Origin of the sequence: Chitinophaga silvisoli (genome assembly GCF_003412465.1) — a bacterium.
Taxonomy (GTDB): domain Bacteria; phylum Bacteroidota; class Bacteroidia; order Chitinophagales; family Chitinophagaceae; genus Chitinophaga; species Chitinophaga silvisoli.
Map to the genome: position 1 here is coordinate 121631 of NZ_QTJV01000017.1, position 23958 is coordinate 145588.

Here is a 23958-nt window from a genome sequence, read left to right on the forward strand (position 1 = left end):
AAAATGACATGCTTAGTTTACAAACAAACCTACTCCGGCAGCCTTTTTTGTTCCATCAGTCAGTTTCTTAGGTACGCCGTTTTTCCACAGTATAGCTGTATCTCCCAGATTCCCCAATACATATTCATCACCGTCTTTGACGAAAATGCGGCTTACCCCGGAAAACTTCTTATCATATGCAATGGCTGAATCAACACCATTCTTCCAGATCATTCCTCTTATATTTTGGTTATTCAGGGTATATCCACCGGCATATACGTCTTTCCCATTTACAAACACATCATTCACCATTTCATAATCCGCACCCTTGCCGAGTGTTATTTCTTTGCCATTCTTCCAGAGAGTCGCCACCTGGCCAACGAAATCTTTATAGACGTAACCACCCACATATACATCAGTACCGGACACAAATACAGAAATACCTTCTGCGCCACTTCCGCCCAGTGAGGTAACCTCGCCATTATGCCATAACATGCCACTGCTGACACCGCCTCCCTGGCTTATATACCCTGTGATGTAGATGTCATTGCCAACGACTACCAGGTCATTAGGTATATAATCATAGTCACCCTTGCGAAGGGTTGTCAATACGCCATTCTTCCATAGCTTACCAGTTGCATTGGTAGAGAGGCCTGATTCTCGTCCTACCACATACACGTCATGGTTGGATACATAAATAGCACTGGAGGTCATGTAAATATCGGAGGTTCCCAGGGTATCTGCTTTCCCGTTCTTCCAGACCATGACATAGGTTTTATTCGTCACACTGTTGTCACTAAAACCAGTAGCATATACATCATTGCCATCAACCACCATGTCGACTACAGTACCGCCATTAAAGGAACTGGCAATGCCGTCCTTCCAGCTTGTATAACTGGGGAGATAACTTGTTTTGTCCGTTTCACTGACACCAACAAATAATTTGAATGCAGGCTGGGTATCAGTATTTTCATCTTTACCACAGGACATTAAAAGGCTGGCCACAATCAATGTAGCAAGGAGGGTTTGTTTCATGTTTTTATTATTAGGATATACTCAATTACCAGAATTTTTATTGTCCTTTTTTTGTCGCATAAGGATCCCTACCTTACCATCGTATGAAACCGGAGTTTGCTGTAGTAAGGCTGGCAGTCGTTATACTGTTTGTCTACCCCTATAACGATCAGGTATTAAAATGGTGGACAACAAACAACTTTATTTTGTGGTGTTTATTTTCCGGGGGCAAAGTTCAGCAGCCGGTCTTTCAATTTCATTTACATTTGGCAAGATTTTAACGTGGGGGCATTTTTTTTGAAAAAAAGAGCATTCACCAGTGGAATGAAAAACAATTCCATAAAAAAAGCGCTTTTGCCATTACAGCAAAAGCGCTTTTGGGTTTTGTCAATTAAGATTACATACGTATCAGCTTTACACTTTCTTTACGCGTACCCACTGCGTTAGAAATCTTTACTATCCATGTACCTGCCGGTACTTTACTAATATCCACACTAATCATCTGTGCACCCTTTGCACCCGCCGTATACAGCTTTCTCACCACGGGACCATTACCATCCACACTCCACAATTCCAACACCACCTGCTCACCTGCCTTTGCCCCTACTTTCACCTGCAAGGTGCTACCTGTAACCGGGTTAGGATACACTGCCACAGGAATAGCATCGCTCGTTGCATCAGCAGTCATCGCTGTACCTGCTATCCTCCCGCTGCTGCTACAAGCACCCAGTGGCTGCCACCAATAATCTGCGGTACCCGGCGTTACATTGTACAGCCCATTTGCCAGTGATACATACAGGTAACCATTGTATACTACCTTGTCACCCGTATTGTATACTGAAGGATATGGCTGATAGGTAGCTACCCCGGAGCAAGAACCACCATTGTTTGAAGAACCTGATACGGTAATGCTCACTGTACCACTTGTAGCAGATGCACCACCGTTATCAGTTGCTTTTGCTGTCAGGGCATAAGTACCTGCTGCTACACCAGTCCAGCTATAAGTATAGGGAGATGCTGTCGCGGTGCCTAACAGGGTAGCACCATTGTAGAATTCAACTTTTGTAATAGCGCCATCGGCATCAGCAGCTGTAGCTGTAATACTTACAGATGCAGGGGCTGTATAAGAAGCGCCACCTGCAGGAGCAGAGATGCTTACAGTAGGGGCTTTGTTGCCACCTGTTGAAGAACCGCAATCACTCACATAGCCCCATACCTGGCCATCACCTGTATGTGTGTCAGGCTGTTCATTCTGTGTCCACCATTTAGCAGTATACAGTTTGCCGTTGTATACAACCTGTGCACCACCCAGGTAAACACCTGATGCAGTCCATGTAGCTACACCGGCACAGTTGCCCGTATTACTACCACCACCTACTACGATAGTGACAGTTGCACTGGTAGTCACCGCACCTTTATTATCCGTTGCTTTTGCTGTCAGGGCATAAGTACCTGCTGCCACATTTGCCCAGCTATAGGTATAAGGAGAAGCTGTTGCCGTACCTAATAAGGTAGCACCATTGTAGAATTCAACTTTGGTCACTGTACCATCAGCATCTGCGGCACTTGCTGTAATAGCAACGGTAGCACCTGCAGTAAATGTTGCATTGTTAGCAGGAGAAGAGATGCTTACGGTTGGTGACTGGTTACCACTACCACCGGTTTTCACCACTACTTCGTCGTGAATAGCAGACAGCAGTGAATAAGTGCCGGTAGCATCCTGAGACAATTCCCAGATCATGATACCACTACCCTGATCGTAAGCCAGGTCTACTTTGCTCTTCATGGTAGTAATACCATTATAGCCCACGCCATTATAAGTATCTGCATATGGGCTTGCACCTCTTGCGATCAGTGCAGCATAGCTTTCCCAGCTGGGACGGCCATAGAAAGGAACACCTAATACACATTTGGAAGCAGGCAACCCTTTGCCTTTCCAGTAAGAAATAGATTGAGATGCATAGGTATAGGTAGAGTGATCATAATTATTATAATCATACGCCATCAGGTTCAGGAAATCTACCTGGGCAAATACGCTGCTCAGTACACCATCGCCACCTGTACCTACTACAGCGGCAGTGAGTAATTTACCCTGCGCATGCAGAGAAGTAGCCAGGGCGGTCATGAGGGATACATAGTTGTTAGCCGAAGTACCCGCATCAGGATACTCCCAGTCGATATCCACACCATCCAGGTTGTACTGGCTCACGAAGTTCATCATGTTGCTAACGAAGGTAGAACGGTAAGAACTGTTGCCGGCGAGTGATTCAAAACCACTGTCATCACCGTTGTTCCAGCCACCTACTGAGATCAGCACCTTCACCCCATTGGCATGAGCGAGTGATACAAGACTCTGTAATTTAGAGGAGTTCTCAATAGCCTGTAATCCACCTGTAGCTGTAGGTAAGAGGAAGGCATAGTTGATGTGTGTAAGTTTACTATACTGCACTGCGTTCACATCGCCCTGCCAGGAGGGTACATAGCCGATTACTCTGAACTGTGCCTGGGATAATAAGGAGGAGATAAGTAACAGACAGGATAGTATTCCCGCTCTTATCAATTGTTTTGTTGTCATTGACATGTTTTTTAGGAATGGTTATTAAGGGTTTGCACAGTAGTCGTGCGGGAAGGCCAACAGTACTATATTTGGGGCAAAAAAAATGCTTCCACCCGGCGGCAGAAGCATCTTATAAAAAAAGTAAAATTCGCTGATTAATACAGGTATCTGAACTTTATAGTTCCTTCTATCTCCTTCAGCCCTTTCAGTACCTGCTTGTCGTATTCCGCAGTTACATCTGTGATCACATAGCCGATCTTACTATTCGTCATCAGGAACTGGCTGATGATATTAATACCTCTCTCTGCAAAAACCTGGTTCACTTTTGCAATCATGCCTGGTGCATTGTGATGAATACCAATCAGCCGGTGTGCATTTTCCACTTCAGGTAATTGCAGGTGTGGGAAATTGCTGCTCTTGAAAGTATCGCCGTTGTTGATAAACTTCGCCACTCGCTTTGCGACTGACAATGACTTCTTCAGGTTGTCGAATACCACGATTCCACGGGTGGTGCAGGCATCATAATCAATCTGCTCACTACCATTCCCCATATAACCGATTACTTTCAGTTTGGGTGCCTGTTCCAGCAATGCCAGGTCCACTTTGGTCCCTCCGGCTACCAACAGGATGCCTGCATCAGCAATCGCTTCCTGGCCTGTCTCTATGGCAAAACCATCTTTTTTCAGGAAATGTACTGCCTCATGCTCTACCTCGCCTATTACCACACAGGTAATCCTGTTTTTAGGATAAGACAGGGCGCTTGGTAAGTTATTCACATACAGGAACTCATCAAAGCTCGGGGTGACGTGATCTGCTTTCTCTGCGACAGCTTTCCGCTTGATATTCTCCGTGAAGGCAAAGAATTTCTTGATCATACCAAACTCCTTGAGCTGGAAGTCAGAATGGCCATCGCCGATACCATAGATATCGCCGGATAATTGCATGTCCTTCAGCAGTTTTACCTTACCTCCTTCGTCAGAAAGGGGGTTGGCTTCGTCAAAACCGATGATTTTTCCATCGGCATCGAACACAAAAGTATTAGCGTAGATATTCTCTTTCCTGATATGATAAGGCAGCACTACAGGGGTGATGAATTCCTTGAAGCCGCCCGATACTATCAATACATCGTCTGCATGGTGTTTGAAAAACTTCTTATTCCTGGAAAAAGAGACAGAAACCTGTTTTTTCAGGTGCTTGATGAGTAAGCCCAGGTGCTCTTTGTTGGCTTCCAGGAGCTTTACCCTGCCGGAGAGACTTTCTCTGAAGGACAGCTTCCCTTCCATAGCCAGGTTGGTCAGCTCTTCAATCTTCCTGTAAATGGCCTCCCGATCGGGATGGTCCTGTAATGAAATGCGCGCCAGCTCATCCAATGCTTCGACCTGCGTAAAAGTGCTGTCGAAATCGATAATGTAATAATTTTTATTCACAGATCAATTGGTTTAAAAGCTACGCTCAGTGGGGGTAGCTTCCCGAAACAGGCGATAAAACTACAAATGAAAGTGGAATATTTTTAGGGAAATATTAAAAGTCCGGGGTATGGGGAATGCCTGGCGGCTATTCCCATTCTTTTTTACCCCACTCGTGCAGGTCCTGTACAATCTCCAGCAGCGCCGCCCCCTTCTCCGTCACCTCGTATTTCACCTGGCAAGGCATGGTATCCGGCACCTGGATCTTCACAGCCAGCCCTTCCGTAACGATCTCCGCCAGGCGGCGGGAGAGGACCTGGTCAGAAATAGTGGGAAACACCTTTTTCAGCTGGCTAAATTGATACACCTCCTGGGAGATACAAAACAGCACCTGCATTTTCCACCTTGGACTTATCAGCTCCAACACTTCCGATACCTGGCAGTGTTCTGCCAATACCTGGAGGTTGTGCGCATTCATGGAACTGCTTTTAATTTTTGTTGCCATAATTTATTTCATTGTACGACTCACTTTCGGGTGAGTTATTGAATAGCCAGGTTACTACTGCTACTTTTGAGCTACAAAAATATCACAAAAATGAAATGGAAATTTTTCTATTGTCTGCTGCTTTCTATAGCAGTGGCCGGAATGGTGCATGCCCAGACTTTCGTGCTGGTACATGGTGCCTGGCATGGTGGCTGGTGCTGGAAAGAAGTGAGCAAGGCATTGCAGGCAAAAGGGGCCACGGTGTATACCCCTACTTTGAGTGGAGTGGGTGAGCATAAAAATGTACTCGATACCAGCATTAACCTGGAAACGCATATTACTGACATTGTCAATTTTATTAACATGCAGGATTTGCATGACGTAATTTTGGTAGGGCATAGTTATGCGGGAGCAGTGATAGCAGGAGTGGCGGATCGCATTCCCGGCAGACTGAAAAAACTCATCTTCTTAGATGCGATGCTGATTGAAGATGGGAAGAGTGCCCTGACATCACAACCGGAAAACCTTTCTGATAATGTAAGGGCAGCTGCAAAGGCATCGAATGGATTGTCTGTACCGGTATGGTCACCGGAGGTATTTGGAGTCACAGATCCTAAGCAGGTAAAATGGGTGAGTGAAAGATTGACACCGCAGCCATTCAGGAGTTTTGACCAGGCCTTACACCTGGAGCATGTGTATGGGAATCATTTACCGCTGACTTATATTGCTTGTACGAAACCACAGATGGCACAGTTGAAGGTGTTTGGAGATAAGGCAAAGGGAAGTAAGGACTGGAGTTATTATGAATTGCCGACGGGGCACGATGCGATGATTACGATGCCGGGGGAATTGACGGCGTTATTGTATAAAATTTCTAAATAGAAAACCTGGGCAGAATAAAAGCTGGCTTTCGCCGAAGGTGGAAGCCAGCTTTTATTGAAAACATTTATTATCCTTTTGAGATACTCCCTCCTGTCTGCGTCACCGTACTACTGGTCGTAAACGTAGTGCCGGTACTTGTTCCACCAGTATAACTGCCACTCAGGTACAATCCATTAAAACTACTTCCATCCGTGACACTCCCACCTGTATACACGGTGTAGGTAGTATTAGACTTCAACTTAGACCCTGCAAACAGCAGCGTGCTAAACGCCTTTGGTGCCAGGAATGTCATAGCCTCCGTACCATCTGCCGCCTCTATATGCACAATCTTATTCGCAGTACCACTACCCATTATCACCGAATTCACTGTAGATACAGCAGCAGTCGGCCCGCTGGTGGCACCACCTATACCTACGACCAAACCACCTGTAATTTTCAATGTCCTCGCATCCACATCTATCCCCGCTTCGGGAGATCCACTACCTGCCGCTACTACGATACCACCTGTAATGGTAAAGGTGCCATTGGAATCCATCGCATCATTCCCGGAACTGATGCTATAAATATGTCCGCCATTGATATAAATAGCGGTACCTCCATTGAGACCATCATCTACTGTATTAACAGACACATATCCATCATTAATAGTCAGCACACTCTTACTCTCTATACCTTCTCCTGCTGTTGTGGTGACCGTGATATTACCTCCATTGATCGTGACATATGGAGTAATCGTTTCGTCACCATCATCATAAGTAGCTCCTATACCTTTGCCTGCAGTATTGATCACAAAGGTACCATCATTCACCACGATATATCCTTCTTCACACTGAATACCATCATCGCCGGAGGTGATTTTTACCGTACCACCATCTGCAATAAATGCATCGTTGGTATGAATACCATCACCTACCGCACTGGTGACCGTGATATTCCCTTCACGGATACGTACATACTGATCAGAGCAGATGGCATGTTTGTATTTAGCGGTCAGGTTCAAAGTACCTGTACCACTAAAAATCACCTGTCCTTCTGCAAAAAGAGTTCCCTTCTGGTCTTCAGTAGATGTTGCATAACTGGCACCATCTACCAGCGTGCTGGTAGTACCATCGGCCAGTACGATGAATGCGCGTTTTTTGGATTGCAGGTTCAGTGCAGGGCCATCGCTATTGGTGATGCTCGCACCATTCAGAGTTACCTTGTATTTATTGTCACTATAGATCTTCACAGCACCATCGGTAGTAGTACCGGAGATCACATATGCTACACCAGCAATGGTCGAAGTCACCGATACATCAGTGCCAGTGGTAGTCACCGTCACACCATTACCTTCCAAAGGATTTGTAACAGTGATAGAGGTACCGAAGTCGATAGTCACGGTACTTGAAAACGTGGCGTTTTCCACCAGGTCATCTTCATCTGCAGCAGTTTCAGTCGAGCCTTCGGCTGTGCCGGTGGTGAATGTGCTGTCGATGTCAGATCCGGAGCCAGTGGTGGTAGTATCAGTAGTCTCGTTTTTAGCGCAACCGGTAGTGAATACAAGAGCTGCTGCAAACAAGGCTACATAATAAGGTAAGCGGTATAGTTGCATAACAAAATGTTGAAACACCTTTGATATGCAAAACACCAGGAAGTTTAATGAGAATTTAATTTGATTTTGCCAGATAGTCTTTCAGAGAGATGGTCATGAGATGTGTCCAACCGCCTCTGAAGCTGTCTGCAGCAAAATCCGGATGTTTGGGGAAACTATCTAATCCTTCGTGTGTCAGTTTTAACCTTGTCTTATCTCCTTCATCGAACAATTCGAAAGTGACGGTGGAATAACCTTCGTAACCCTTGTATTGCCAGCTATATTGTAATTTCTCCATTGGCTGTGCAATGGTCACTTCGCAGAGATGAATGTATTGTTCTCCTTTGTGTCCCTGTCCCGGAAAACTAAATTTGAATCCGCGCTCTGCTTTGAAATCATCGAGGTTGAAATACCATTGTTTCATCTTGTCCTTGTCAGTAAGGGCCTGCCACACTTTTTCCACGGGCGCATTGAATGTTTCTTCAATTACAATTACCTGGTTGCTCATTTCTTTTTGGATTTGTTGTCTTCAAGAAAGTTTTTCAGTGCCTGCATTTTGGTTTTCCAGAATGATTCATACTGACTGATCCATTCCTGTACTTCCTGTAATTTCTCGAGCCGGGCGGCACAATATCTTTCCCTGCCTTGTTGCCGGATCTCTATGAGACCACATTCTGCTAAAATCTTTATATGCAGGGAAATAGCTTGTCTGCTCACGTCAAAGTTTTCGGCAATGGCGTTGAGGTGACGGGGCTCGTGGGCGATCAGGTGAATAATTTCCCGCCTGGTAGGGTCTGCTATTGCCTGGAATACATCTCTTCTGGCCTCCATAAATAAGCAAGCATTTGCTTGCAAATATATGAGCAAGCATTCGCTTGCGCAAATAAATTTCAGGAAGAGGAATGATTTTTACCCCAAAAAGTATATGATTCCCTGTGCTGTTACCTTACCTGGTATCCTTCAGTCCGCAGCGCCTTGTGAATATCCATTGCGCCAAATTGATTATTATGGATAAATAAATTGCTTACGACTCTACCCACTCCATAAATGGCCAGCCCATTTTTGGCTCCACTCACCTTATTTCCTTCTATGATCGCATCCTGTACATCGTTCACTTCGCCACCCGGGGAGACCCGGATATAACTCTTGCCACTCAGGTTATTTCCCCTTACCAAAGAACCGATATTTAAACCTGAGAACCCGGAACCGATGATGTTGATCTGTTGATCGCCCCGGAACCTATCTTTCTGATCCAGTTGTGGGGTGTAGGTACCGTCACTCAATTCACAATCCACGATATCGATATACCAGTTGGGTTGTCTGCCATAGTTCAGATAAGAGCCTTTGCCAACAATGCCCGCACTGCGTTGCATTTTTAAGCCGGCAATCACACAGTTTTGCGCGGAACCATAGAACTGGTAGGCACCGGCATCAGTCGCCGTATTATTCACAAAGAACAAATGATCGCGGATGGTGGTGATGCTAATCACTGAACCGGTATCAGGCTGCACCAGGAATGGTTCATCCAGTTCTATTTTATCCATAGTATGACTGACAATTCTCCTGAACTGCCCGGAGCCTTTGCCATCGATGATGAAGAGGCCTCCCCCAATCCATTTATTAGCCGCCCATTGAAAGGTTTTGCCATCAGGTGCCAGGGAGATGGTATGGCCGCTGGCATTGCTGATCTTCCCGAAATAGCCACCACTGCCACCGTCCAGGGTCATCACTTCCCTGTCATTAATGTAGTTGAATGGTGTGATGTTTCTGGCCTCGTACAAGTCATAGCTTTCATTGATGGTAGCCCCATAGCCGAACCCGTTAGTTTGCTTATGGCAATCTTCGAAGATGAGTCCTACAGGATGAATCTTCATGTAAGTTTTTACACTTCCCCCTGTTTTTTCAAAATGGCAACGTTGAATAAACCCGCTGACACCTACAAACGAGAACATGCCGGCAGATTTAAACACACAATCTCTTATACGGATACCAGGTCCTTTTATCTGGATGCCGGTTCTATTCCACTTGCTATCCAGCTCCGCAAGGGCATTGCCGATATCCTGCTGTACTACGACTCTTTCTATAATCACGTGCCCATCCCCGGTATTCATGATGATGCCCAAGGCACGGGTGGCCTGGATAGTAAGGTCAGTAAGACCAAAATGATCACGGCCACTGATCAGGCTTGTTACGCTAAGCGGTTTAAAAATTAAGGTGCTCCCTTTTTGTCCTTTCATCATCACACCCTGTGGAATGCTGAGGGCATCGGATAAGACATAATTGCCTGATGGTACGTTTACAATGCCACCATCCTGAGCAGCAGATAATGCTTTTTTGAATGCTTCGGTGTCATCCTGTGTGCCATCGCCTTTGGCACCGTAAGTTTTTACATTATAGGCCTGGGTTTTCCACAATTCTTTATTCACAATATTGATGGAGACAGGTGTGCTCCATGCAGTTTTTCCGCCTAGTCCATTGTGATAATACAACTGGTATTTGCCCTGGGGTATCGCAGCTGGAATATTTACTTTCACAGAGTAATCATCGTAAACGCTGTCTACTTTTATCCTGGTGGCTTTGCCTGCATTCACTAAAATCACCTGTCCAATTGCGCCTTTGCGAAAGAGGTTCTTACCCTGTATACGCAGTACATCTCCTGCAGCGGCGGCATTGTAACCATCATCACTGATGGCCCAGTTTACAATGGGCACATTGACATAAAATCCGCTGATGCCGCCTTTATTGTCTGTCATACGTACACAATACACGCCTTGCTGAAATGAATTCGGGATGATCACCTTGACAGATTTTTCGTTTTGCTGTACTTTATCCACAGGCATCATGCTTTGAGCGCTGGCGATTTTACTGCCTTTTGTATCAGGCAGGTGATCGGCATCCGGCAGGGGCACGTAGAGAGGAGAAGCATTGTCAACGCGATCATCTGCGAGTCGGCCGACTTCAATTTTCGAAATCTGGTCAATGTATTCCCCTCTTATTAACACGGTTTCTCCGGGTGCGGTAGCGGCGGTGGTGACCTGGAAAAGTTGCGGCGTGTTTTGAGCAAATGTTGGCAAAGAAAAGATAATGGTGGCGAGAAAAAAGAGACGTTGCATAGTAGTAAAGATTATTACTAGTTTCAGTAAACCCAGTCCTGTACTATATATGCGCAGAAATTATGCCATCATGGTAATTATTCAAAAGGGCTAAACTCTGAAAACAGGTTACTTATCTCTTCCAGGCCGCCAACGGGCACATAGTCACACACGGCCGCATATTCTTCCCATAATTTTAACACTACCGGGTGCGTATGTGCCTGCTCAATGGCAGCTTTGGATTTCCATTCAAACACTTCAATGATGGTACCATTCTTTGCCTTCATGATGATGGGAATTCTATCAGTCACTAGTCCCGCGTCTTTTAATAATCCATAATGCCTGCGGGTTAAAGCATCCAGTTCATTTTCTTTCCCGGGTTTAGGCTGATAGCCAACGATGACGATTCTTCCAGACATAAGTTGTGATTTTTAATACAATTAAAATACAACAAATCCCAGTACCTTTGCATCTCAAACCCATCCAAACAATGAAAAGTATAACCGTCTTTTGTGGCTCCAGCAATGGTACTGATGATGTATTTATGGAACAAGCCTTTCAGCTTGGTAAAACGCTTGGAGAAAATAAAATAGGACTTGTATACGGCGGTGCTAAAGTGGGCCTGATGGGTGCAGTGGCAGATGGTGCATTGTCAGTAGGAGGTACGGTGACAGGTGTGATTCCGGATTTTTTAAGATCAAAAGAAATTGCACATACCGGCCTGACAGAACTCCTGATTGTGGATAGCATGCATAGCCGGAAAACGAAGATGAATGAACTTTGTGAAGGGGTGATTACATTACCGGGCGGGTATGGAACGATGGAAGAATTCTTTGAAATGCTCACATGGGCACAGTTAGGCCTGCACAAGAAACCGATCGGGATCCTGAATATAAATGGGTATTATGATGCGATGATTACGCTGGTGCAAACGATGGTGGATAAAGGATTTTTAAAGCAGATCAACCAGGATATGATCTTGATAAGTGATGATATTGATACCCTGTTGGATAAGATGAAAAATTATGTGCCACCTGTAGTGGGTAAGTGGATTAATAAAGATGAGGTATAAAGGGGAAGGATTGAAGTAATTCACTTTTTAATCGTTCAAATTTGTTCATAATTCTTGATTTTAAGCCCTTAATATCAATAGCTACTGCATAGTATTACAATTTTTTATATATTTATCCTTATAAAATCCCTATTCCTATGAGCGCAAGCATTGTTATAGACAATGACATCTCCCGTTTGACCGGTTTGATGTTCACAGCCCCCGATCAATTCTTTGACCAGACTAAAAAGTTTGCTGCAACACTGACTCCAGATGATCTTTCACTGCTTCGTAGCCGTTTGCATGCTAATCTGCCAGTACCGGAGAATGTTGATAAGGCGCAACTGGGGCTTACCGGCTGGCTCTCTGCCTCCCAGTACACGATTTTTGAGGTCATTTATCACATGGGTATTCCTGCCGTTCCTATGCTGAAAGAAATTGCTTTTGGGGAATATGACTGGATCCAGGCCAATGCCCTGGATTTGTTGACGAGGTTCTATATGGATGGGAAATTGCCTGTTGAGATCATTGACGAAATTGATTCAAATCTTGGGGACATGCGATATGAATCACATTTGTACTATGCACAGCATTTGATAGCTTTGAGGCGTAAAGACCAGCGGTATGAAGCGCAGGTCATCCAGCGGATCAAAAATCAGGATCTGCATGATGCCATCAAAGAAATTATGGATGTAAAATGACATATGAACGGCCATTAAACGAACAGGAAGAAGCTTATTTCAAAGGTAAAATACGACACAGGAACTGGTGCAGGATTGCGATCTGGCCATTGCTGGGCGTACTGATAGGGTTGATGACACAAGCCTGGCAGGGTATTATCTTCTTCCTGGCAATGGGCACATGGCTGACGTTTTTCATCAACTTTCATTACCGGGAAATCTGGACTTTTTTACAGAAGAACCGGATAACGGTATTGCCGATACGGGCCACCAGGTACATGAAAGCGAAAGAGGATGTAGGGGATGGGGAGCTGTATTTTTTCCAGTTGACCGACGATACGATAATCCAGGTGAATATTCAGGGAGAGATAGAGCCTACTGACGATTTTGAGATTATTACGGGCTATGGCATGCATGACCAGGTGATTTACCAGCGATTTATTCACATTGGCGATCCCATTCCACTTGTAGCTGATATACATGATCCATTAACCGATATACCTATTGAATTTACGGAACACCATGCTTATAGTTTGGCGCATGGAAAAATTGAGGACCTGCTGGTCTGATACTTCTGATAATTTTAGCTCAAAACCATTCAACTACTTAAACATTTTCCCCTCGCGCATTCCCGTCCTTTGCTCTAACAAAAACATCATCTCATGATACCATCAGTTGAAACCATGATAGAGCAATACGTTGACACCTGGAATGCTTCCAGCCTTGAAGCCTACAAAGCCGGCTTTGCCGCCTGCTGGGCCCCTGAAGCTACTTACACCGACCCCGGCCATGCCCTGATACAAGGTGTAGATGGCATTGCAGACCTGGCACTTCATTCCTGGAACCAATTGCCCGGCAGGAAATTCAATATCCTCAAGCGCCCGGTATTTCATCATAACAGCGGCAAATATTACTGGACAGTCGCCCTCCCGGAAGGCCCCAGGCAAGGACTTGATTATTTTGAGTTCAATGATCAATTCCAGATCACCCGTCTTGTCAGCTTTTTTTAATATCTTTTTGCTTAAAAGGAAACATGCAGCAGCGGATTCTCGCCAATTTTGCCATGCACATCTCAATGGATCAGGCTGAAACAGACCTGGTATTGGCCCAGCTACAGACACGACAGTTAAAAAAGAATGCTTACCTGCTGCGTGAAGGAGACATCTGCCGGCATATTTATTATGTCAATGAAGGATGTCTTCGCTTATTCCATACAGATAGCAAAGGCGAAGATCACAATGTGTTGTTCTGTCCCGAAAACTGGTGGATCAATGATATGGCCAGTTTTTCGGGACAGCAACCTGCATTTTATAATATCAATGCGCTGGAAGATAGCGAAGTGGCTTACTTCTCTTATGATGAACTGGAGCAACTTTATCTGAAAATACCCAAGCTGGAACGCTTTTTCCGGATCCTGATCCAGAATGGGTTCTACATGTATCAACGGCGAATCACGGCCAATTTATCGCTGACAGCCGAAGAAAGATATGCACGATTCAGCAGGCAGTACCCCGGGCTGGAACAAAGAATTACGCAAAAGCAAATTGCTTCTTACCTGGGTATTACGCCTGCATTTCTCAGTATGATCAGGGGCAAAAAGTCATAACTTCTGGCACTTGACCAGGTAAAAGGGGTAATTCTCCGTCACCTCGCTCACATCAAACAGACCTGCATTTCCAAATTCTGCCTGGATAGATTCCCTGTCATAAAAGTACATATTCACACCACCGAACATGGCATAACGATCCTTGCTTAAATAGGTACCTGTACCATAAGTGGGAGCTGCTTTTGATATAACGGTAAAGACCATATACCCACCAGTATTCAACTGTGCATAGCAATCCCGGATCAGCTTCTCCCGATCAGCGGCATCCAGCAAATGAATGAGTGCATAACAAAAGATGCCGTCATACATTTCATTGTCAAATGGCATGTCTGTAACGGAACCATGATAGATAGTCATTTCGTTTCCATAGTGCTTCCTCGCCATGTCAATAGCGGTCTGAGAGATCTCGATACCGGTTACCTTCATCCCGTTTTCTCTCAGCAACTGTGCATTACGGCCATAACCAAATCCAGGTACCAGTACGTTTTTTACACCATGCTGCAGGAAGTAATCCTTGGTTAAAACGGCTGATTTGGCAGGCTCAAAACCCCACATCTCCTGCTTCTCGGTAAAACTCTTCTCCCAGAATTCTGGTTCTTCATTTGTCATAATTGGCTACCTTTATTAAAATAAATTTAATAATGTCTTTTACGCATACGTCTCAGATTTCTCCTGCACTCTATATAAAATTCCTCTATGGTCAATATTATAAAAAGCCGGCGATTATCCTGATTTATCTCTTTAGTGTATACTTCCTGTCCCGCATTGTGAATGGTACTGCCGGCGTTCCTTCATTTGAGTTTTATTATATCATATTCAGCATAATTTTCCCTAACTTAATGATCTATCTGAATCTGAAGAAACCAGGTGTTAAGAAATATGTTTATTCTCCTATGCAATATACATTTACAGATGAAACGATCCTTATCCAGGGAGAGGATTTCAGAACTGAGTTAAAATGGTCTGCTATCCGGAAAGTAAAAGTAATGAAGCAGTTGCTTTTCTTCAAGACGAGCAGGACGAATGGGACCTTGTTTGACAAAACGCTGCTTTCAGCGGAAGAAATGGAATTTATCCGGGAGAAAGTGAAGGCTTAAGTCCACCTCATGTCCACCTTGTGTTCGACGCTTCTTCGACACTTCTTCGACACTTCTTCGACGCTGCCTAGACACTTCTTCGACACTTCCTCAACACTTCCTCGTTCCATCCTAAAGCCCAATCTTCATGCCGCCCGCTGTCATGCCCGGCATAACTGCCAGATTACCACAAATACTAAACACGCTACCAATAAATTCACTCATATAAACATTAATTTTGACAAATCTGAATTCAGATTCTTACTATTTTTGTTTTAATTAATTATTTAATACTTTAGCATCAAATATAAGGGGAGTTAACCCAAGGGACAATAAACAGACAATTACCATTAACCCGGAGAATATAAGCGTGTAGCCCGATCTATTTGTGTTTTCAGCATACTTATATAGTGCGTTTGCCCAGGGACAATATTGATATCACTCAAAATGATATAGGTATTATGCGCATATAACTTGTAACACTAAATAAAAACCAAAGACAATGTAAACAAAAAGGCTGCTCGCAGCAGCAAAGGGGATTCCATGCCTCTCCTTATCCATTTTTTAACACCAGAAAAACCTAGTAATCATGGGAAATTTTTTATTCGAAATCCGCAGTAGCAAGTGGCTGGGCATCCTGTATGCTATTATCAGCTTCATCGTCGCACTCGCCGCACTTACTTATTTCATCTATGCCTGGTCAGCAACCGGCATCATCGGTAAAATCATCACAGGACTGATCGTGTTAGGTGCCGGCTATTACGGCTATGACAGGATCAATGTAATCGGTCATAACAAGATCCTCTTCTACGAAAAAGGATTTGAAGTGTACACGAAAGGTGATATGGAAACACTCTTGTTGGAAGATGTGGCCAGCATGAGTTTTAACAATGCAAACAGCACATTCACCTATAAGTTCATTCGTCATAACGGGTCTGTCCTATCCCTCGATGCAGATGATTTTTCAATGCTCGCATGGAACCTGGAGAACTATGGTAAACAGGTAAATTTTGAAATCAGAACACAATTTTAAAACTGCATATTATGTTTGCATATAACGGTATGTACATCTATATAGGGATCGTATTTCTTGGTATGATTATCTACGCCATTGTCTACAATATCAACTACAAGAAAAAACTAAACAAGTTCATCGCTGAAAACCCAGGGAAAGTGTTCATTTACTATCATGGTAATGAAAATACGCCAGGAGCTTTTGTACATGAGGTAGTCAGTCAGAGCATGGACAATGAGTTTTCTCACAAGGGGCATTTCAGCGTTAATCCGGGACATGTGGAACTGACTGTTGAAAGAATCAGTATGTCGTACAACCCGGTTATGAAGAAGACGACCTATACATTTCATGGCAAGGAAAACAGGTCCTTCAATACTGAGGCAGGCAAAAAGTATATCCTGAAGTACCATAAGAAAAAGGACTTCTATCTGAAAGAGAAGACCAGCATGTGGAGCTTTTAAATGGTGATGTAAAAATAACAACGGTTGTGGTGCTTCGCCACAACCGCTTATTTTCCAATCACTTCTTTTCTGTGTGCTAAGCCCAGTTCCACCAGGTTCGATATTACCTCTCTCATCGACCGTCCATACTCCGTCAGCTCGTACTCCACCGTTACATCGTCGAGACCGCGTTTTACAATATGATGCTCCTCGAGATCTTTCAGCACAGATGACAATACCTTGGCAGAAACCCCGCCCGGTATTTCAGCCTGTAAATCCTTAAAACGGCGTTTGTCATATTGCAGGAGCAGGAGGATCACTTCCATTTTCCACTTGCCATTCAGCACATCCAGGATGTCTTTTGCGACTCCCAGTTTTTGGTTGCAGTCCTTATCCGAACTGAGCATTGCCTGTAGTGGACACCCTTTCATGCCATAAAAATATAATTTTTTATCTTTAATTTACTTATGAACTATACCTATTAACAAGACGACCTCAAAGAAAGACTGACCGAATTTTATCACAAAACCCGGAAGTTAACCGTACTCACAGGCGCAGGCCTGTCAGCCGATAGCGGCATCCCCACTTTTCGTGGGAAAGAATGGCTCTGGACCGGAGTTTGTATCCTTCTTTCGTACATTAAAATCGGGCTGAGAACTCCTTTGCAAAATCTTCAATACTCGTTTTACCCATTGTTGCAGGAGGATGCAGATCGTAGTCAGACCGCATGGCACCACTGTGGATAGCAGCCCCCAGCTCTACCAAAGGAGCCACCTGGAACGGCTGCATCCCTCTTTCCAACATAGCTTTTGTCACTTCCTCATCAGAGAGCGTGATCCATTGCAGACCAGGTTTACCAATAGCAGCACCGATCGCCTTTGCAGCAGCATTGGCAGTGATGTCAGTGCTGGCTACATAGCGAACAGGCTCACTTTCTTTCTTAGTCAGTTCTTCTGCGGCCACAGCTGCAATATCGCGTGGGTGTACCATGACTACCTTATCTTCTCCACCATAGTTGGTACCAATAAAGCCTGCCTGCTTAATCATACCGGCAAAGCTGTACAGGTTGGTGTAAAAGGAGCCTGCGCGTAAATGTGTCACATTATCCAGCGCATTCAGGATCTGCTCAGCATGATAGGACCCTGTAATGAAACCAGTACCTTTTTCTAAATGTGCGCCCCAGCTGCTGAGGTGAACGATGCGTGGTAAATGAGTCGCCTTTGCTGCTGCTACATAACTATTCGCAATGGTCTTATAATATTCATTGTGATCTGGAGCCGCAAAATTAGGTGGCTCCATGGCGAAGAGGGCATCAGCACCTGTTAAGGTCCTGGTCAGGAATTCCACATCTTCCAGCTTACCGATAGCTGCAATTGCACCCAGCTCTTCTATTTCCTTTTGCTTGCCGGGATTGCTGCTGATAACGGTAACCCTATGTCCCAGCTGTAATAAATCCTGCGTCAATGGCTTGCCTATGTTCCCCAGGGAACCAGTGATAACAATGTGCATGGTGAGATATTTTTTGTAGGGACAAAGTTCTGCCGAAACAGCTTGCAGGGTAAGGGCTGAAAGATGGGAAGATTGGGTTAAAAGTCGGAACCTTGTTTGTAAGTGGCTGGAGACATACCGGTTTGGTTCTTGAAGAACTTGCCGAAGGTGGACTGGTCAGCGAAGTGGAGCATGTCGGAGATTTGGGAGATGTTGAGACCAGGGCTTTGCAATAGTACTTTTGCTTCCAGGGTCACCGCTTCGGAGATCCAGTCGCCGGCGGTCTTACCGGTGATTTCGCGGAGGGTTTCTGTGAGGTGTTTGGGGGTGATGAAGAGTTGGTCGGCATAGAACTTCAGACTGCGTTCTTTCATGAAGTGGGTGTTGACGAGGCGTTTGAAGTCGGCAACGAGCAATTGGCCCCTGCTTAGATTTGAAGCCGTGGTATCGGTGTAGATAGCAGCGATTTCGTAGAGCAGGCTATTGACCAGGTTGCGGAGTACATCGTCTTTATAGGTTTGTTCTTCCTGGCATTTTTGCTGGATGAAGTAAATGGAATTGGAGATGGATTGAGGGGAAGGGAGGTCGATGACACCTTTGGCCCCTGCCCAGAAGAAACTGAATTTGTCTGGGTTGAGGTGGTTGTTGGTAGTGATGAAGTCCCGGGTGAAGAAGATGTCTGCCAGTTTATAGTCCGGCGACATGTAGGTCCATTGTTTGATGACGTGGGGGGCAAGAATCAGGAGATTGCCTGGTAAGACCTGGTAGGTATCGAGGTTAATGTTTACGGTAGCGTGGCCTTTAACACATACGCCCAGTTTGTAGAAGTTGCTGCGGTAGGGCTGATCGATGGCGATTTTGGGAAGACCGGGCTTTTGCCCGAGGAAGAAGATGCCTTGTTCGTCATTGGTGGTCAGCTGGCCGAGTTGATATGTGGGGATGTGGGTGCTCACGCTTCTTTTTGTGTAAAATTAAGGATTATTCCCCCATCCTACTGTTTCCCTATATACCACAGGCGACACCTCCGCATTATTCTTAAAAAACCTGCTAAAATAAAACTCATCATTGAACCCCAGTTCAAATGCTATCCGCTTCACCGGCTTTGCTGTCATATATAGCTCCCGCTTCGCCTCCGTCATGATCCTTTCCGCTATCAGGCCTCCCAGGGTTCTGTTGAAATGCGTCTTGCTCAATTTATTCAATGCCTTCGGGGTAATGTTCAGTAAGCCCGCATAATACCCCGGGCTATGTTCCTTTCTATAATACTGTTCAATCGCATCCTTCAGGGATTGTAAAATGAAGGGCTCATTCCCTACAGGAACCAGCCCTTCCTGCCTCTCTAACTTCATCCTGGACGCATTGATCAGGAAGATCTTCAAAAACGCCATTACCACCTCATATTGTGCCAATGCAGGGCGTGCCATCTCCTCTTCAATCTGCCTGATAATATTCAACAAAGCCGCCATTTCTGTAGCTGCTAATTGCATCAAAGGTGGTGCATAGATATTATTGAACAATACCCCATTGCAGGCGACTTCTTCTTCATGCTTATAGATACAAAAGAAGTCAGGGTGAAAATTGATCAGCACCCCTTCCAGCTCTCCTTTCACCTGGAAAGGTTGATATAAGCCCAATGCCAGCAAGGCATTTTCCTGGAAAGTATATTCAAACAACCGGCCGCTTCCCTTCGTCACCAGCAGGATATTATAATGGTTATATCCCTGCTGCTCCTGCAATGACGCGACTTCTTCAAAGCGCGACACCCTGAAAGCCATATTACCCGTCTGCGAACTGACCAATGTATACATACGATAAAGTTAGAAAAGTTTCCGCTCCGATGCTGCAATGGGCAGGTCATTAATACAGGCAAAGCGTCTCTGCATTAAACCACTCTCATCAAATTCCCAGTTCTCATTGCCATAGCTCCGGAACCACTGTCCTTCCGCATTATGCCATTCGTATTCAAAGCGCACAGCAATCCGGTTGTCCATGAACGCCCAAAGTTCCTTCTTCAGTTTATAATCCAGTTCCCGCTCCCACTTGCGTTGCAGGAAAGCCCTGACTTCCGCCCGGCCGTTGATAAACTCATGACGATTACGCCATTCAGTATTGGGGGTATACGCGAGACTAACACGCTCCGGATCTTTTGTATTCCAGGCATCTTCTGCTTTCTGTACTTTTAGTAAAGCCGTTTCTAAGGTGAATTGCATCATATTTTTTTTATTGCAAAATTGCGGTATCATAGCATTCAGGAACATGGACAAATGACATGAGTGCATGGACAATCCGGATAGGGGAAATTTCCCCTATCTTTATCCCATCATGCAGCAGATTCCCATCAGGACAAATATCAGCTTCAGCATCCGGGATATTCACGATTACATGTCCGGCAAGGATATGGTGCAATCACTGCACCGGCATGATTTCTACTACCTCTTAATTTTAGAGAAAGGTGCCGGTACACATAGTATCGACTTCAGGGAATATACCATCAGTGATCATGCTGTATTTTTACTTCGACCAGGACAAGTGCATGCAATACATCTTCATGGCAGCAGCACAGGTTATTTAATACAATTTAATCAGAGCTTTGATCCCAGTCCCTTATTGCGGAGTACTGCACAGCAGAATTATTACCAACTTAATAAAGCAACTCCTTTATGCGCGCAAATGCTTGAAGAATTTACCCACCAGCAGGATCAATATGAAGATGTGATCAGATCATTACTACATATATTGTTCATTCAGCTCATTCGCGTACAGGAAACACCTGCCGGCAATGATCAGTTACAAACGCTGCAAGACCTCATCGCAGCCAATATCAGCCAATATAAACAGGTAGCAGACTATGCTGCGCTCATGCATTTATCTCCTTATCAACTCAATGCTATTACGAAATCGGCACTTGGCAAAACCTGTTCCACGCTAATTAATGAGCACATCCTTTTAGAAGCCAAACGCCAGTTACTCGCTACTACTAATTTTGTCAATGAAATCGCCTGGCAATTAGGTTATGAAGATGTCTCTTACTTTATCCGCTTTTTCAAAAAACACAGCGGGCTATCCCCCGAAGCTTTCCGGCAAAATTTTAAATAAGTCCTGTTCAATTTGATTTTTGTCCTATCAGGGGCTTGCGCCTGATAGCTACCTTTGACATATGACAAACGAACAATACAAAAGCAGGTGGGATGATCGCTATCGCGATGCAGATTTTGCCTATGGTAAAGCACCCAATCTCTTCTTTAAGGAGCACTTAGATCAATTAAACAAGGGCAGCATTCTCATGCCCGCCGATGGTGAGGGCAGGAATGGGGTATATGCAGCAGTCAGCGGATGGCAGGTGACTTCTACAGACCTGAGTCCGGAAGGTAAGACCAAAGCATTGCAATTAGCTGCGGAGTTGAATACTGATCTCAATTACATTGTAGGTGACCTGGAAACAATGCAGTTTGAACCTGCCTCATTTGATGCCATTGGGTTGATTTATGCACATTTCCTGCCGGAAAAGAAATCTATTTTACATAAGCAGTTGGATAGCTATTTAAAACCTGGTGGTACGATCATCTTTGAGGCGTTTAGTAAAAACCATGAAGCGAATGCACAGGTAGGCGGGCCTACTGAAAAAGCATGGCTTTTCTCAGAAGAGGAGATAAAAAAGGATTTCTCTAATTATGAAATTTTACTTTTAAAAGAAGAGGTAGTTGGGTTAGAGGAGGGCAAATATCATAATGGGCAGGGTACGGTGATCAGGTTTATAGGCAAAAAAAGTAATCCTTTTAGAAAAGACGGCCGCTGAAATTATTTACCAGGCTTTTTGATTTATCATTGATCTTATTTATTAAAAATCCTTCATTACTTAAATCATATCAATAATTAATTCATCATATTAACAATATATTAATCAATAATCAAATATTGCTTATGGCCGTATTTTCATGTATTTAAATCCCAAAATTGTTTAACTTTAGGTAATGATTTCCATTGATTATAATCAAATTTTGGACTTTCAGTTTCAGGAAAGTAAGAAGGGATACAAAAGGGCTTTTTCCTGGTATTTCCTGGTTAAATCTTTTTTTTCAACTCGTATATTGCTTAAAAAGATAAAAACCAACTTAACTAAGCAATTACTTAATACAAAAGGTATTTATGCTTATTTATTGGAAAATGTTGCTGATTTAAAAGGGCAGGACCTTAATAATTCGATTGAAAAAACTGAAAAAATTATTAAAGAATTTTCCGCATTTCAATCTGATCTGGAAGGCCATTTGTCCGAACCTAAATTTCAAGAATTGGCGGCAATATATGCATTAACCACGGAGATACTAGATGTAACTTATAATATTCTTCGACTACTCAAGAAAAACAACCTTAAAACACCTGCATCCGACACTTCGGAAGAAGCCAAAATTGCTATTCAACATTCCACCAATACACTGAACAAAATTTTCCATGGTCGTACACAACGCAATATATTAACTTCTCAGTCATCCTTTTGATTCGGATAAGCCGCATACATCATCCCTTCCGTTAACGAAGCAAATGAACAAGAAAAAACATTTGTCGCTGTAATGATTACAAGTTCAGAAAAAACAAGAGATGATTTTCATTCGAACTTAGTAACGAGATGTTTTTTATCACCGCTACCTAAAGCTAATAGTCATGTGAGAATGTATCTTATAACTTCATCATTTAATAACTGAATCATTCAAAAGATAAATACGATGGAAACATACCCCTTTAATCAATTAATGAGCAGTATTGGAGACTTGATTTTTAACTTTGATTTTATTCCGCTAAAGTCTTAATGCTAATTGATAAAAGTGAGCGAGAAAAGAGAATTTGTTGAACCTTGCATTACAAGATTTAATAACGTTCCACTATTTAAGTAATTTATACTTTTTCAAGTAATTTTATTAGGTCAACCTGAGTTTTATACTTACATTCAATGCGTTGATTTTAAACACATTGATATATGCTTCCTATTTATCCAGCAGTATCTTATATTCGAATAATAAGTCAAGGAGGAAGGACTAAACCATGGCTAGTACTTGTTAACACACCAAATGGAATTAAACCTTATGTGGTTAAAATGTTTCGCAGTGATGAATTAGAAAGAGAACCTGTCTTAAATGAAATACTAGGTAATGTTCTGGCCAAAGAATTTGACCTTCCTGTACCAGAAGCGGCGCTGATTGAGATGGATGAAAACTTTCGAATGTCAATCAAAGATCCAACTGCATTAGAAATCCTTGATTTGGTTGACGAACGTCCAAAATTTGGATCTAGCCTGATTGAAGGTAATTATCTCTTTAATACCTCATTTAAGAAAAATCAAACTTCACGAATGATTGAAATTGATACCTTGTTTGCCTTTGATGTCTTAATAAGAAACAAGGATAGAAATTCATTCAAACCTAATCTATTAGTAACAGGCAATTCTGCTATTTTAATTGATCATGAACTTGGTTTTGAAATAAATGAAAATACAATTAATCAATTAGATGCCTTACATATTAATAACCAAGCATTTAAATACCATATTTGTCTATTACGGTGATACTGGGCCAGCCCAAACGGAGGATATAGGGCCAGGCCGAACGGAGTCATTGGGCCACTTT

Annotated in this window: 28 protein-coding genes; 13 read left to right on the forward strand and 15 right to left on the reverse strand. The window is 43.7% G+C overall.

The genetic code is table 11. The features are described 5' to 3' along the window. Nucleotides 1–12: 12 nt before the first annotated feature. The 4 genes from DXN04_RS31200 to DXN04_RS31215 form a co-directional block, all read right to left on the reverse strand. Nucleotides 13–1014, reverse strand: a complete 1002-nt coding sequence (locus DXN04_RS31200; protein ID WP_116857352.1) for a hypothetical protein — start codon at nucleotides 1012–1014, stop codon at nucleotides 13–15. A 376-nt stretch (nucleotides 1015–1390) separates the two neighbouring features. Further along, nucleotides 1391–3568, reverse strand: coding sequence for a glycosyl hydrolase family 18 protein (locus tag DXN04_RS31205; protein WP_116857353.1), 2178 nt, complete (start codon nucleotides 3566–3568; stop codon nucleotides 1391–1393). Between the two features lie 137 nt (nucleotides 3569–3705). Continuing rightward, nucleotides 3706–4977 carry an HAD-IB family phosphatase gene (locus DXN04_RS31210; RefSeq protein WP_116857354.1) on the reverse strand — a complete coding sequence of 424 codons (1272 nt, stop codon included), beginning with the start codon at nucleotides 4975–4977 and terminating at the stop codon, nucleotides 3706–3708. Between the two features lie 127 nt (nucleotides 4978–5104). Next, a complete protein-coding gene (locus DXN04_RS31215; protein ID WP_116857355.1) occupies nucleotides 5105–5461 on the reverse strand; it encodes a winged helix-turn-helix transcriptional regulator in 357 nt (118 codons plus the stop codon). 90 nt (nucleotides 5462–5551) lie between these two features. Between DXN04_RS31215 and DXN04_RS31220 the strand changes: the two genes are divergently transcribed. Continuing rightward, nucleotides 5552–6322, forward strand: coding sequence for an alpha/beta hydrolase (locus tag DXN04_RS31220; RefSeq protein WP_116857356.1), 771 nt, complete (start codon nucleotides 5552–5554; stop codon nucleotides 6320–6322). Nucleotides 6323–6389: 67 nt separating this feature from the next. On the opposite strand, the gene DXN04_RS31225 is transcribed toward DXN04_RS31220, so the two are convergent. From DXN04_RS31225 to DXN04_RS31245, 5 genes are all read right to left on the reverse strand, one after another. Then, nucleotides 6390–7913: a carbohydrate-binding domain-containing protein gene (locus tag DXN04_RS31225; RefSeq protein ID WP_116857357.1), complete on the reverse strand. Its 1524-nt coding sequence runs from the start codon at nucleotides 7911–7913 to the stop codon at nucleotides 6390–6392. A gap of 55 nt (nucleotides 7914–7968) precedes the next feature. After that, on the reverse strand, nucleotides 7969–8400 hold the full coding sequence (locus DXN04_RS31230; protein WP_116857358.1) for an SRPBCC family protein: 432 nt from the start codon (nucleotides 8398–8400) through the stop codon (nucleotides 7969–7971). Continuing rightward, nucleotides 8397–8723 (reverse strand): ArsR/SmtB family transcription factor, encoded by a 327-nt coding sequence (locus DXN04_RS31235; protein WP_116857359.1) that lies wholly within the window; start codon nucleotides 8721–8723, stop codon nucleotides 8397–8399. Before DXN04_RS31235 ends, DXN04_RS31230 begins: the two co-directional genes overlap by 4 nt. A 110-nt stretch (nucleotides 8724–8833) precedes the next feature. Further along, nucleotides 8834–11005, reverse strand: a complete 2172-nt coding sequence (locus DXN04_RS31240; RefSeq protein WP_116857360.1) for a glycosyl hydrolase family 28-related protein — start codon at nucleotides 11003–11005, stop codon at nucleotides 8834–8836. Nucleotides 11006–11082: 77 nt separating this feature from the next. Beyond that, nucleotides 11083–11403, reverse strand: a complete 321-nt coding sequence (locus tag DXN04_RS31245) for a hypothetical protein (RefSeq protein WP_116857361.1) — start codon at nucleotides 11401–11403, stop codon at nucleotides 11083–11085. A gap of 71 nt (nucleotides 11404–11474) precedes the next feature. On the opposite strand from DXN04_RS31245, the gene DXN04_RS31250 reads away from it, so the two are divergent. From DXN04_RS31250 to DXN04_RS31270, 5 genes are all read left to right on the forward strand, one after another. After that, on the forward strand, nucleotides 11475–12056 hold the full coding sequence (locus DXN04_RS31250) for an LOG family protein (protein ID WP_116857362.1): 582 nt from the start codon (nucleotides 11475–11477) through the stop codon (nucleotides 12054–12056). A gap of 137 nt (nucleotides 12057–12193) precedes the next feature. Continuing rightward, a complete protein-coding gene (locus DXN04_RS31255; protein ID WP_116857363.1) occupies nucleotides 12194–12736 on the forward strand; it encodes a hypothetical protein in 543 nt (180 codons plus the stop codon). Then, nucleotides 12733–13284, forward strand: coding sequence for a hypothetical protein (locus tag DXN04_RS31260; protein ID WP_116857364.1), 552 nt, complete (start codon nucleotides 12733–12735; stop codon nucleotides 13282–13284). Before DXN04_RS31255 ends, DXN04_RS31260 begins: the two co-directional genes overlap by 4 nt. A gap of 93 nt (nucleotides 13285–13377) precedes the next feature. After that, the gene (locus DXN04_RS31265; protein WP_116857365.1) at nucleotides 13378–13725 is read left to right on the forward strand and encodes a nuclear transport factor 2 family protein; all 348 of its coding nucleotides are present in this window, start codon (nucleotides 13378–13380) and stop codon (nucleotides 13723–13725) included. Between the two features lie 23 nt (nucleotides 13726–13748). After that, nucleotides 13749–14321, forward strand: a complete 573-nt coding sequence (locus DXN04_RS31270) for a Crp/Fnr family transcriptional regulator (RefSeq protein ID WP_116857366.1) — start codon at nucleotides 13749–13751, stop codon at nucleotides 14319–14321. Here the strand turns inward: DXN04_RS31270 and DXN04_RS31275 are convergent. Beyond that, a complete protein-coding gene (locus DXN04_RS31275) occupies nucleotides 14316–14930 on the reverse strand; it encodes a class I SAM-dependent methyltransferase (RefSeq protein WP_116857367.1) in 615 nt (204 codons plus the stop codon). The genes DXN04_RS31270 and DXN04_RS31275 overlap by 6 nt on opposite strands. A 32-nt stretch (nucleotides 14931–14962) precedes the next feature. Between DXN04_RS31275 and DXN04_RS31280 the strand changes: the two genes are divergently transcribed. The 3 genes from DXN04_RS31280 (at nucleotide 14963) to DXN04_RS31290 (ending at nucleotide 16873) form a co-directional block, all read left to right on the forward strand. Then, on the forward strand, nucleotides 14963–15418 hold the full coding sequence (locus tag DXN04_RS31280; protein ID WP_116857368.1) for a YcxB family protein: 456 nt from the start codon (nucleotides 14963–14965) through the stop codon (nucleotides 15416–15418). A gap of 568 nt (nucleotides 15419–15986) precedes the next feature. Beyond that, entirely contained in the window at nucleotides 15987–16430 is a 444-nt protein-coding gene (locus DXN04_RS31285; protein WP_116857369.1) for a hypothetical protein, read from the forward strand. An 11-nt stretch (nucleotides 16431–16441) separates the two neighbouring features. Further along, nucleotides 16442–16873, forward strand: coding sequence for a sugar phosphate isomerase family (locus DXN04_RS31290; protein WP_116857370.1), 432 nt, complete (start codon nucleotides 16442–16444; stop codon nucleotides 16871–16873). Nucleotides 16874–16920: 47 nt separating this feature from the next. Here the strand turns inward: DXN04_RS31290 and DXN04_RS31295 are convergent, their stop codons facing one another. The 5 genes from DXN04_RS31295 to DXN04_RS31320 all read right to left on the reverse strand — a co-directional run bounded on the left by DXN04_RS31295 (nucleotide 16921) and on the right by DXN04_RS31320 (nucleotide 20553). Beyond that, nucleotides 16921–17283, reverse strand: a complete 363-nt coding sequence (locus tag DXN04_RS31295) for a winged helix-turn-helix transcriptional regulator (protein WP_199415180.1) — start codon at nucleotides 17281–17283, stop codon at nucleotides 16921–16923. 208 nt (nucleotides 17284–17491) lie between these two features. Further along, nucleotides 17492–18361 carry an NAD(P)H-binding protein gene (locus DXN04_RS31305; protein WP_116857372.1) on the reverse strand — a complete coding sequence of 290 codons (870 nt, stop codon included), beginning with the start codon at nucleotides 18359–18361 and terminating at the stop codon, nucleotides 17492–17494. Between the two features lie 77 nt (nucleotides 18362–18438). Then, complete coding sequence (locus DXN04_RS31310) at nucleotides 18439–19293, reverse strand: AraC family transcriptional regulator (protein ID WP_116857373.1); 855 nt, start codon at nucleotides 19291–19293, stop codon at nucleotides 18439–18441. 18 nt (nucleotides 19294–19311) lie between these two features. Next, entirely contained in the window at nucleotides 19312–20148 is an 837-nt protein-coding gene (locus tag DXN04_RS31315) for an AraC family transcriptional regulator (protein WP_116857374.1), read from the reverse strand. A gap of 9 nt (nucleotides 20149–20157) precedes the next feature. Beyond that, nucleotides 20158–20553, reverse strand: a complete 396-nt coding sequence (locus tag DXN04_RS31320; protein WP_116857385.1) for a nuclear transport factor 2 family protein — start codon at nucleotides 20551–20553, stop codon at nucleotides 20158–20160. Nucleotides 20554–20662: 109 nt separating this feature from the next. On the opposite strand from DXN04_RS31320, the gene DXN04_RS31325 reads away from it, so the two are divergent. The 4 genes from DXN04_RS31325 to DXN04_RS31340 all read left to right on the forward strand — a co-directional run bounded on the left by DXN04_RS31325 (nucleotide 20663) and on the right by DXN04_RS31340 (nucleotide 23897). Further along, a complete protein-coding gene (locus tag DXN04_RS31325; RefSeq protein ID WP_116857375.1) occupies nucleotides 20663–21436 on the forward strand; it encodes an AraC family transcriptional regulator in 774 nt (257 codons plus the stop codon). 61 nt (nucleotides 21437–21497) lie between these two features. Beyond that, nucleotides 21498–22136 carry a class I SAM-dependent methyltransferase gene (locus DXN04_RS31330; protein WP_116857376.1) on the forward strand — a complete coding sequence of 213 codons (639 nt, stop codon included), beginning with the start codon at nucleotides 21498–21500 and terminating at the stop codon, nucleotides 22134–22136. Between the two features lie 175 nt (nucleotides 22137–22311). After that, nucleotides 22312–22836 (forward strand): hypothetical protein, encoded by a 525-nt coding sequence (locus DXN04_RS31335; RefSeq protein WP_116857377.1) that lies wholly within the window; start codon nucleotides 22312–22314, stop codon nucleotides 22834–22836. Nucleotides 22837–23312: 476 nt separating this feature from the next. Next, on the forward strand, nucleotides 23313–23897 hold the full coding sequence (locus tag DXN04_RS31340) for a HipA family kinase (protein WP_116857378.1): 585 nt from the start codon (nucleotides 23313–23315) through the stop codon (nucleotides 23895–23897). The last annotated feature ends 61 nt before the right edge of the window (nucleotides 23898–23958 follow it).

Excerpts from the sequence above, each read along its gene's own strand:
- DXN04_RS31200 (WP_116857352.1), bottom strand. The coding sequence starts at position 1,014 with ATGAAACAAACCCTCCTTGCTACATTGATTGTGGCCAGCCTTTTAATG.
- DXN04_RS31205 (WP_116857353.1), bottom strand. The coding sequence starts at position 3,568 with ATGACAACAAAACAATTGATAAGAGCGGGAATACTATCCTGTCTGTTA.
- DXN04_RS31215 (WP_116857355.1), bottom strand. The coding sequence starts at position 5,461 with ATGGCAACAAAAATTAAAAGCAGTTCCATGAATGCGCACAACCTCCAG.
- DXN04_RS31220 (WP_116857356.1), top strand. The coding sequence starts at position 5,552 with ATGAAATGGAAATTTTTCTATTGTCTGCTGCTTTCTATAGCAGTGGCC.
- DXN04_RS31225 (WP_116857357.1), bottom strand. The coding sequence starts at position 7,913 with ATGCAACTATACCGCTTACCTTATTATGTAGCCTTGTTTGCAGCAGCT.
- DXN04_RS31230 (WP_116857358.1), bottom strand. The coding sequence starts at position 8,400 with ATGAGCAACCAGGTAATTGTAATTGAAGAAACATTCAATGCGCCCGTG.
- DXN04_RS31235 (WP_116857359.1), bottom strand. The coding sequence starts at position 8,723 with ATGGAGGCCAGAAGAGATGTATTCCAGGCAATAGCAGACCCTACCAGG.
- DXN04_RS31240 (WP_116857360.1), bottom strand. The coding sequence starts at position 11,005 with ATGCAACGTCTCTTTTTTCTCGCCACCATTATCTTTTCTTTGCCAACA.
- DXN04_RS31245 (WP_116857361.1), bottom strand. The coding sequence starts at position 11,403 with ATGTCTGGAAGAATCGTCATCGTTGGCTATCAGCCTAAACCCGGGAAA.
- DXN04_RS31250 (WP_116857362.1), top strand. The coding sequence starts at position 11,475 with ATGAAAAGTATAACCGTCTTTTGTGGCTCCAGCAATGGTACTGATGAT.
- DXN04_RS31255 (WP_116857363.1), top strand. The coding sequence starts at position 12,194 with ATGAGCGCAAGCATTGTTATAGACAATGACATCTCCCGTTTGACCGGT.
- DXN04_RS31260 (WP_116857364.1), top strand. The coding sequence starts at position 12,733 with ATGACATATGAACGGCCATTAAACGAACAGGAAGAAGCTTATTTCAAA.
- DXN04_RS31265 (WP_116857365.1), top strand. The coding sequence starts at position 13,378 with ATGATACCATCAGTTGAAACCATGATAGAGCAATACGTTGACACCTGG.
- DXN04_RS31270 (WP_116857366.1), top strand. The coding sequence starts at position 13,749 with ATGCAGCAGCGGATTCTCGCCAATTTTGCCATGCACATCTCAATGGAT.
- DXN04_RS31275 (WP_116857367.1), bottom strand. The coding sequence starts at position 14,930 with ATGACAAATGAAGAACCAGAATTCTGGGAGAAGAGTTTTACCGAGAAG.
- DXN04_RS31280 (WP_116857368.1), top strand. The coding sequence starts at position 14,963 with ATGTCTTTTACGCATACGTCTCAGATTTCTCCTGCACTCTATATAAAA.
- DXN04_RS31285 (WP_116857369.1), top strand. The coding sequence starts at position 15,987 with ATGGGAAATTTTTTATTCGAAATCCGCAGTAGCAAGTGGCTGGGCATC.
- DXN04_RS31290 (WP_116857370.1), top strand. The coding sequence starts at position 16,442 with ATGTTTGCATATAACGGTATGTACATCTATATAGGGATCGTATTTCTT.
- DXN04_RS31295 (WP_199415180.1), bottom strand. The coding sequence starts at position 17,283 with ATGAAAGGGTGTCCACTACAGGCAATGCTCAGTTCGGATAAGGACTGC.
- DXN04_RS31305 (WP_116857372.1), bottom strand. The coding sequence starts at position 18,361 with ATGCACATTGTTATCACTGGTTCCCTGGGGAACATAGGCAAGCCATTG.
- DXN04_RS31315 (WP_116857374.1), bottom strand. The coding sequence starts at position 20,148 with ATGTATACATTGGTCAGTTCGCAGACGGGTAATATGGCTTTCAGGGTG.
- DXN04_RS31320 (WP_116857385.1), bottom strand. The coding sequence starts at position 20,553 with ATGATGCAATTCACCTTAGAAACGGCTTTACTAAAAGTACAGAAAGCA.
- DXN04_RS31325 (WP_116857375.1), top strand. The coding sequence starts at position 20,663 with ATGCAGCAGATTCCCATCAGGACAAATATCAGCTTCAGCATCCGGGAT.
- DXN04_RS31330 (WP_116857376.1), top strand. The coding sequence starts at position 21,498 with ATGACAAACGAACAATACAAAAGCAGGTGGGATGATCGCTATCGCGAT.
- DXN04_RS31335 (WP_116857377.1), top strand. The coding sequence starts at position 22,312 with ATGATTTCCATTGATTATAATCAAATTTTGGACTTTCAGTTTCAGGAA.
- DXN04_RS31340 (WP_116857378.1), top strand. The coding sequence starts at position 23,313 with ATGCTTCCTATTTATCCAGCAGTATCTTATATTCGAATAATAAGTCAA.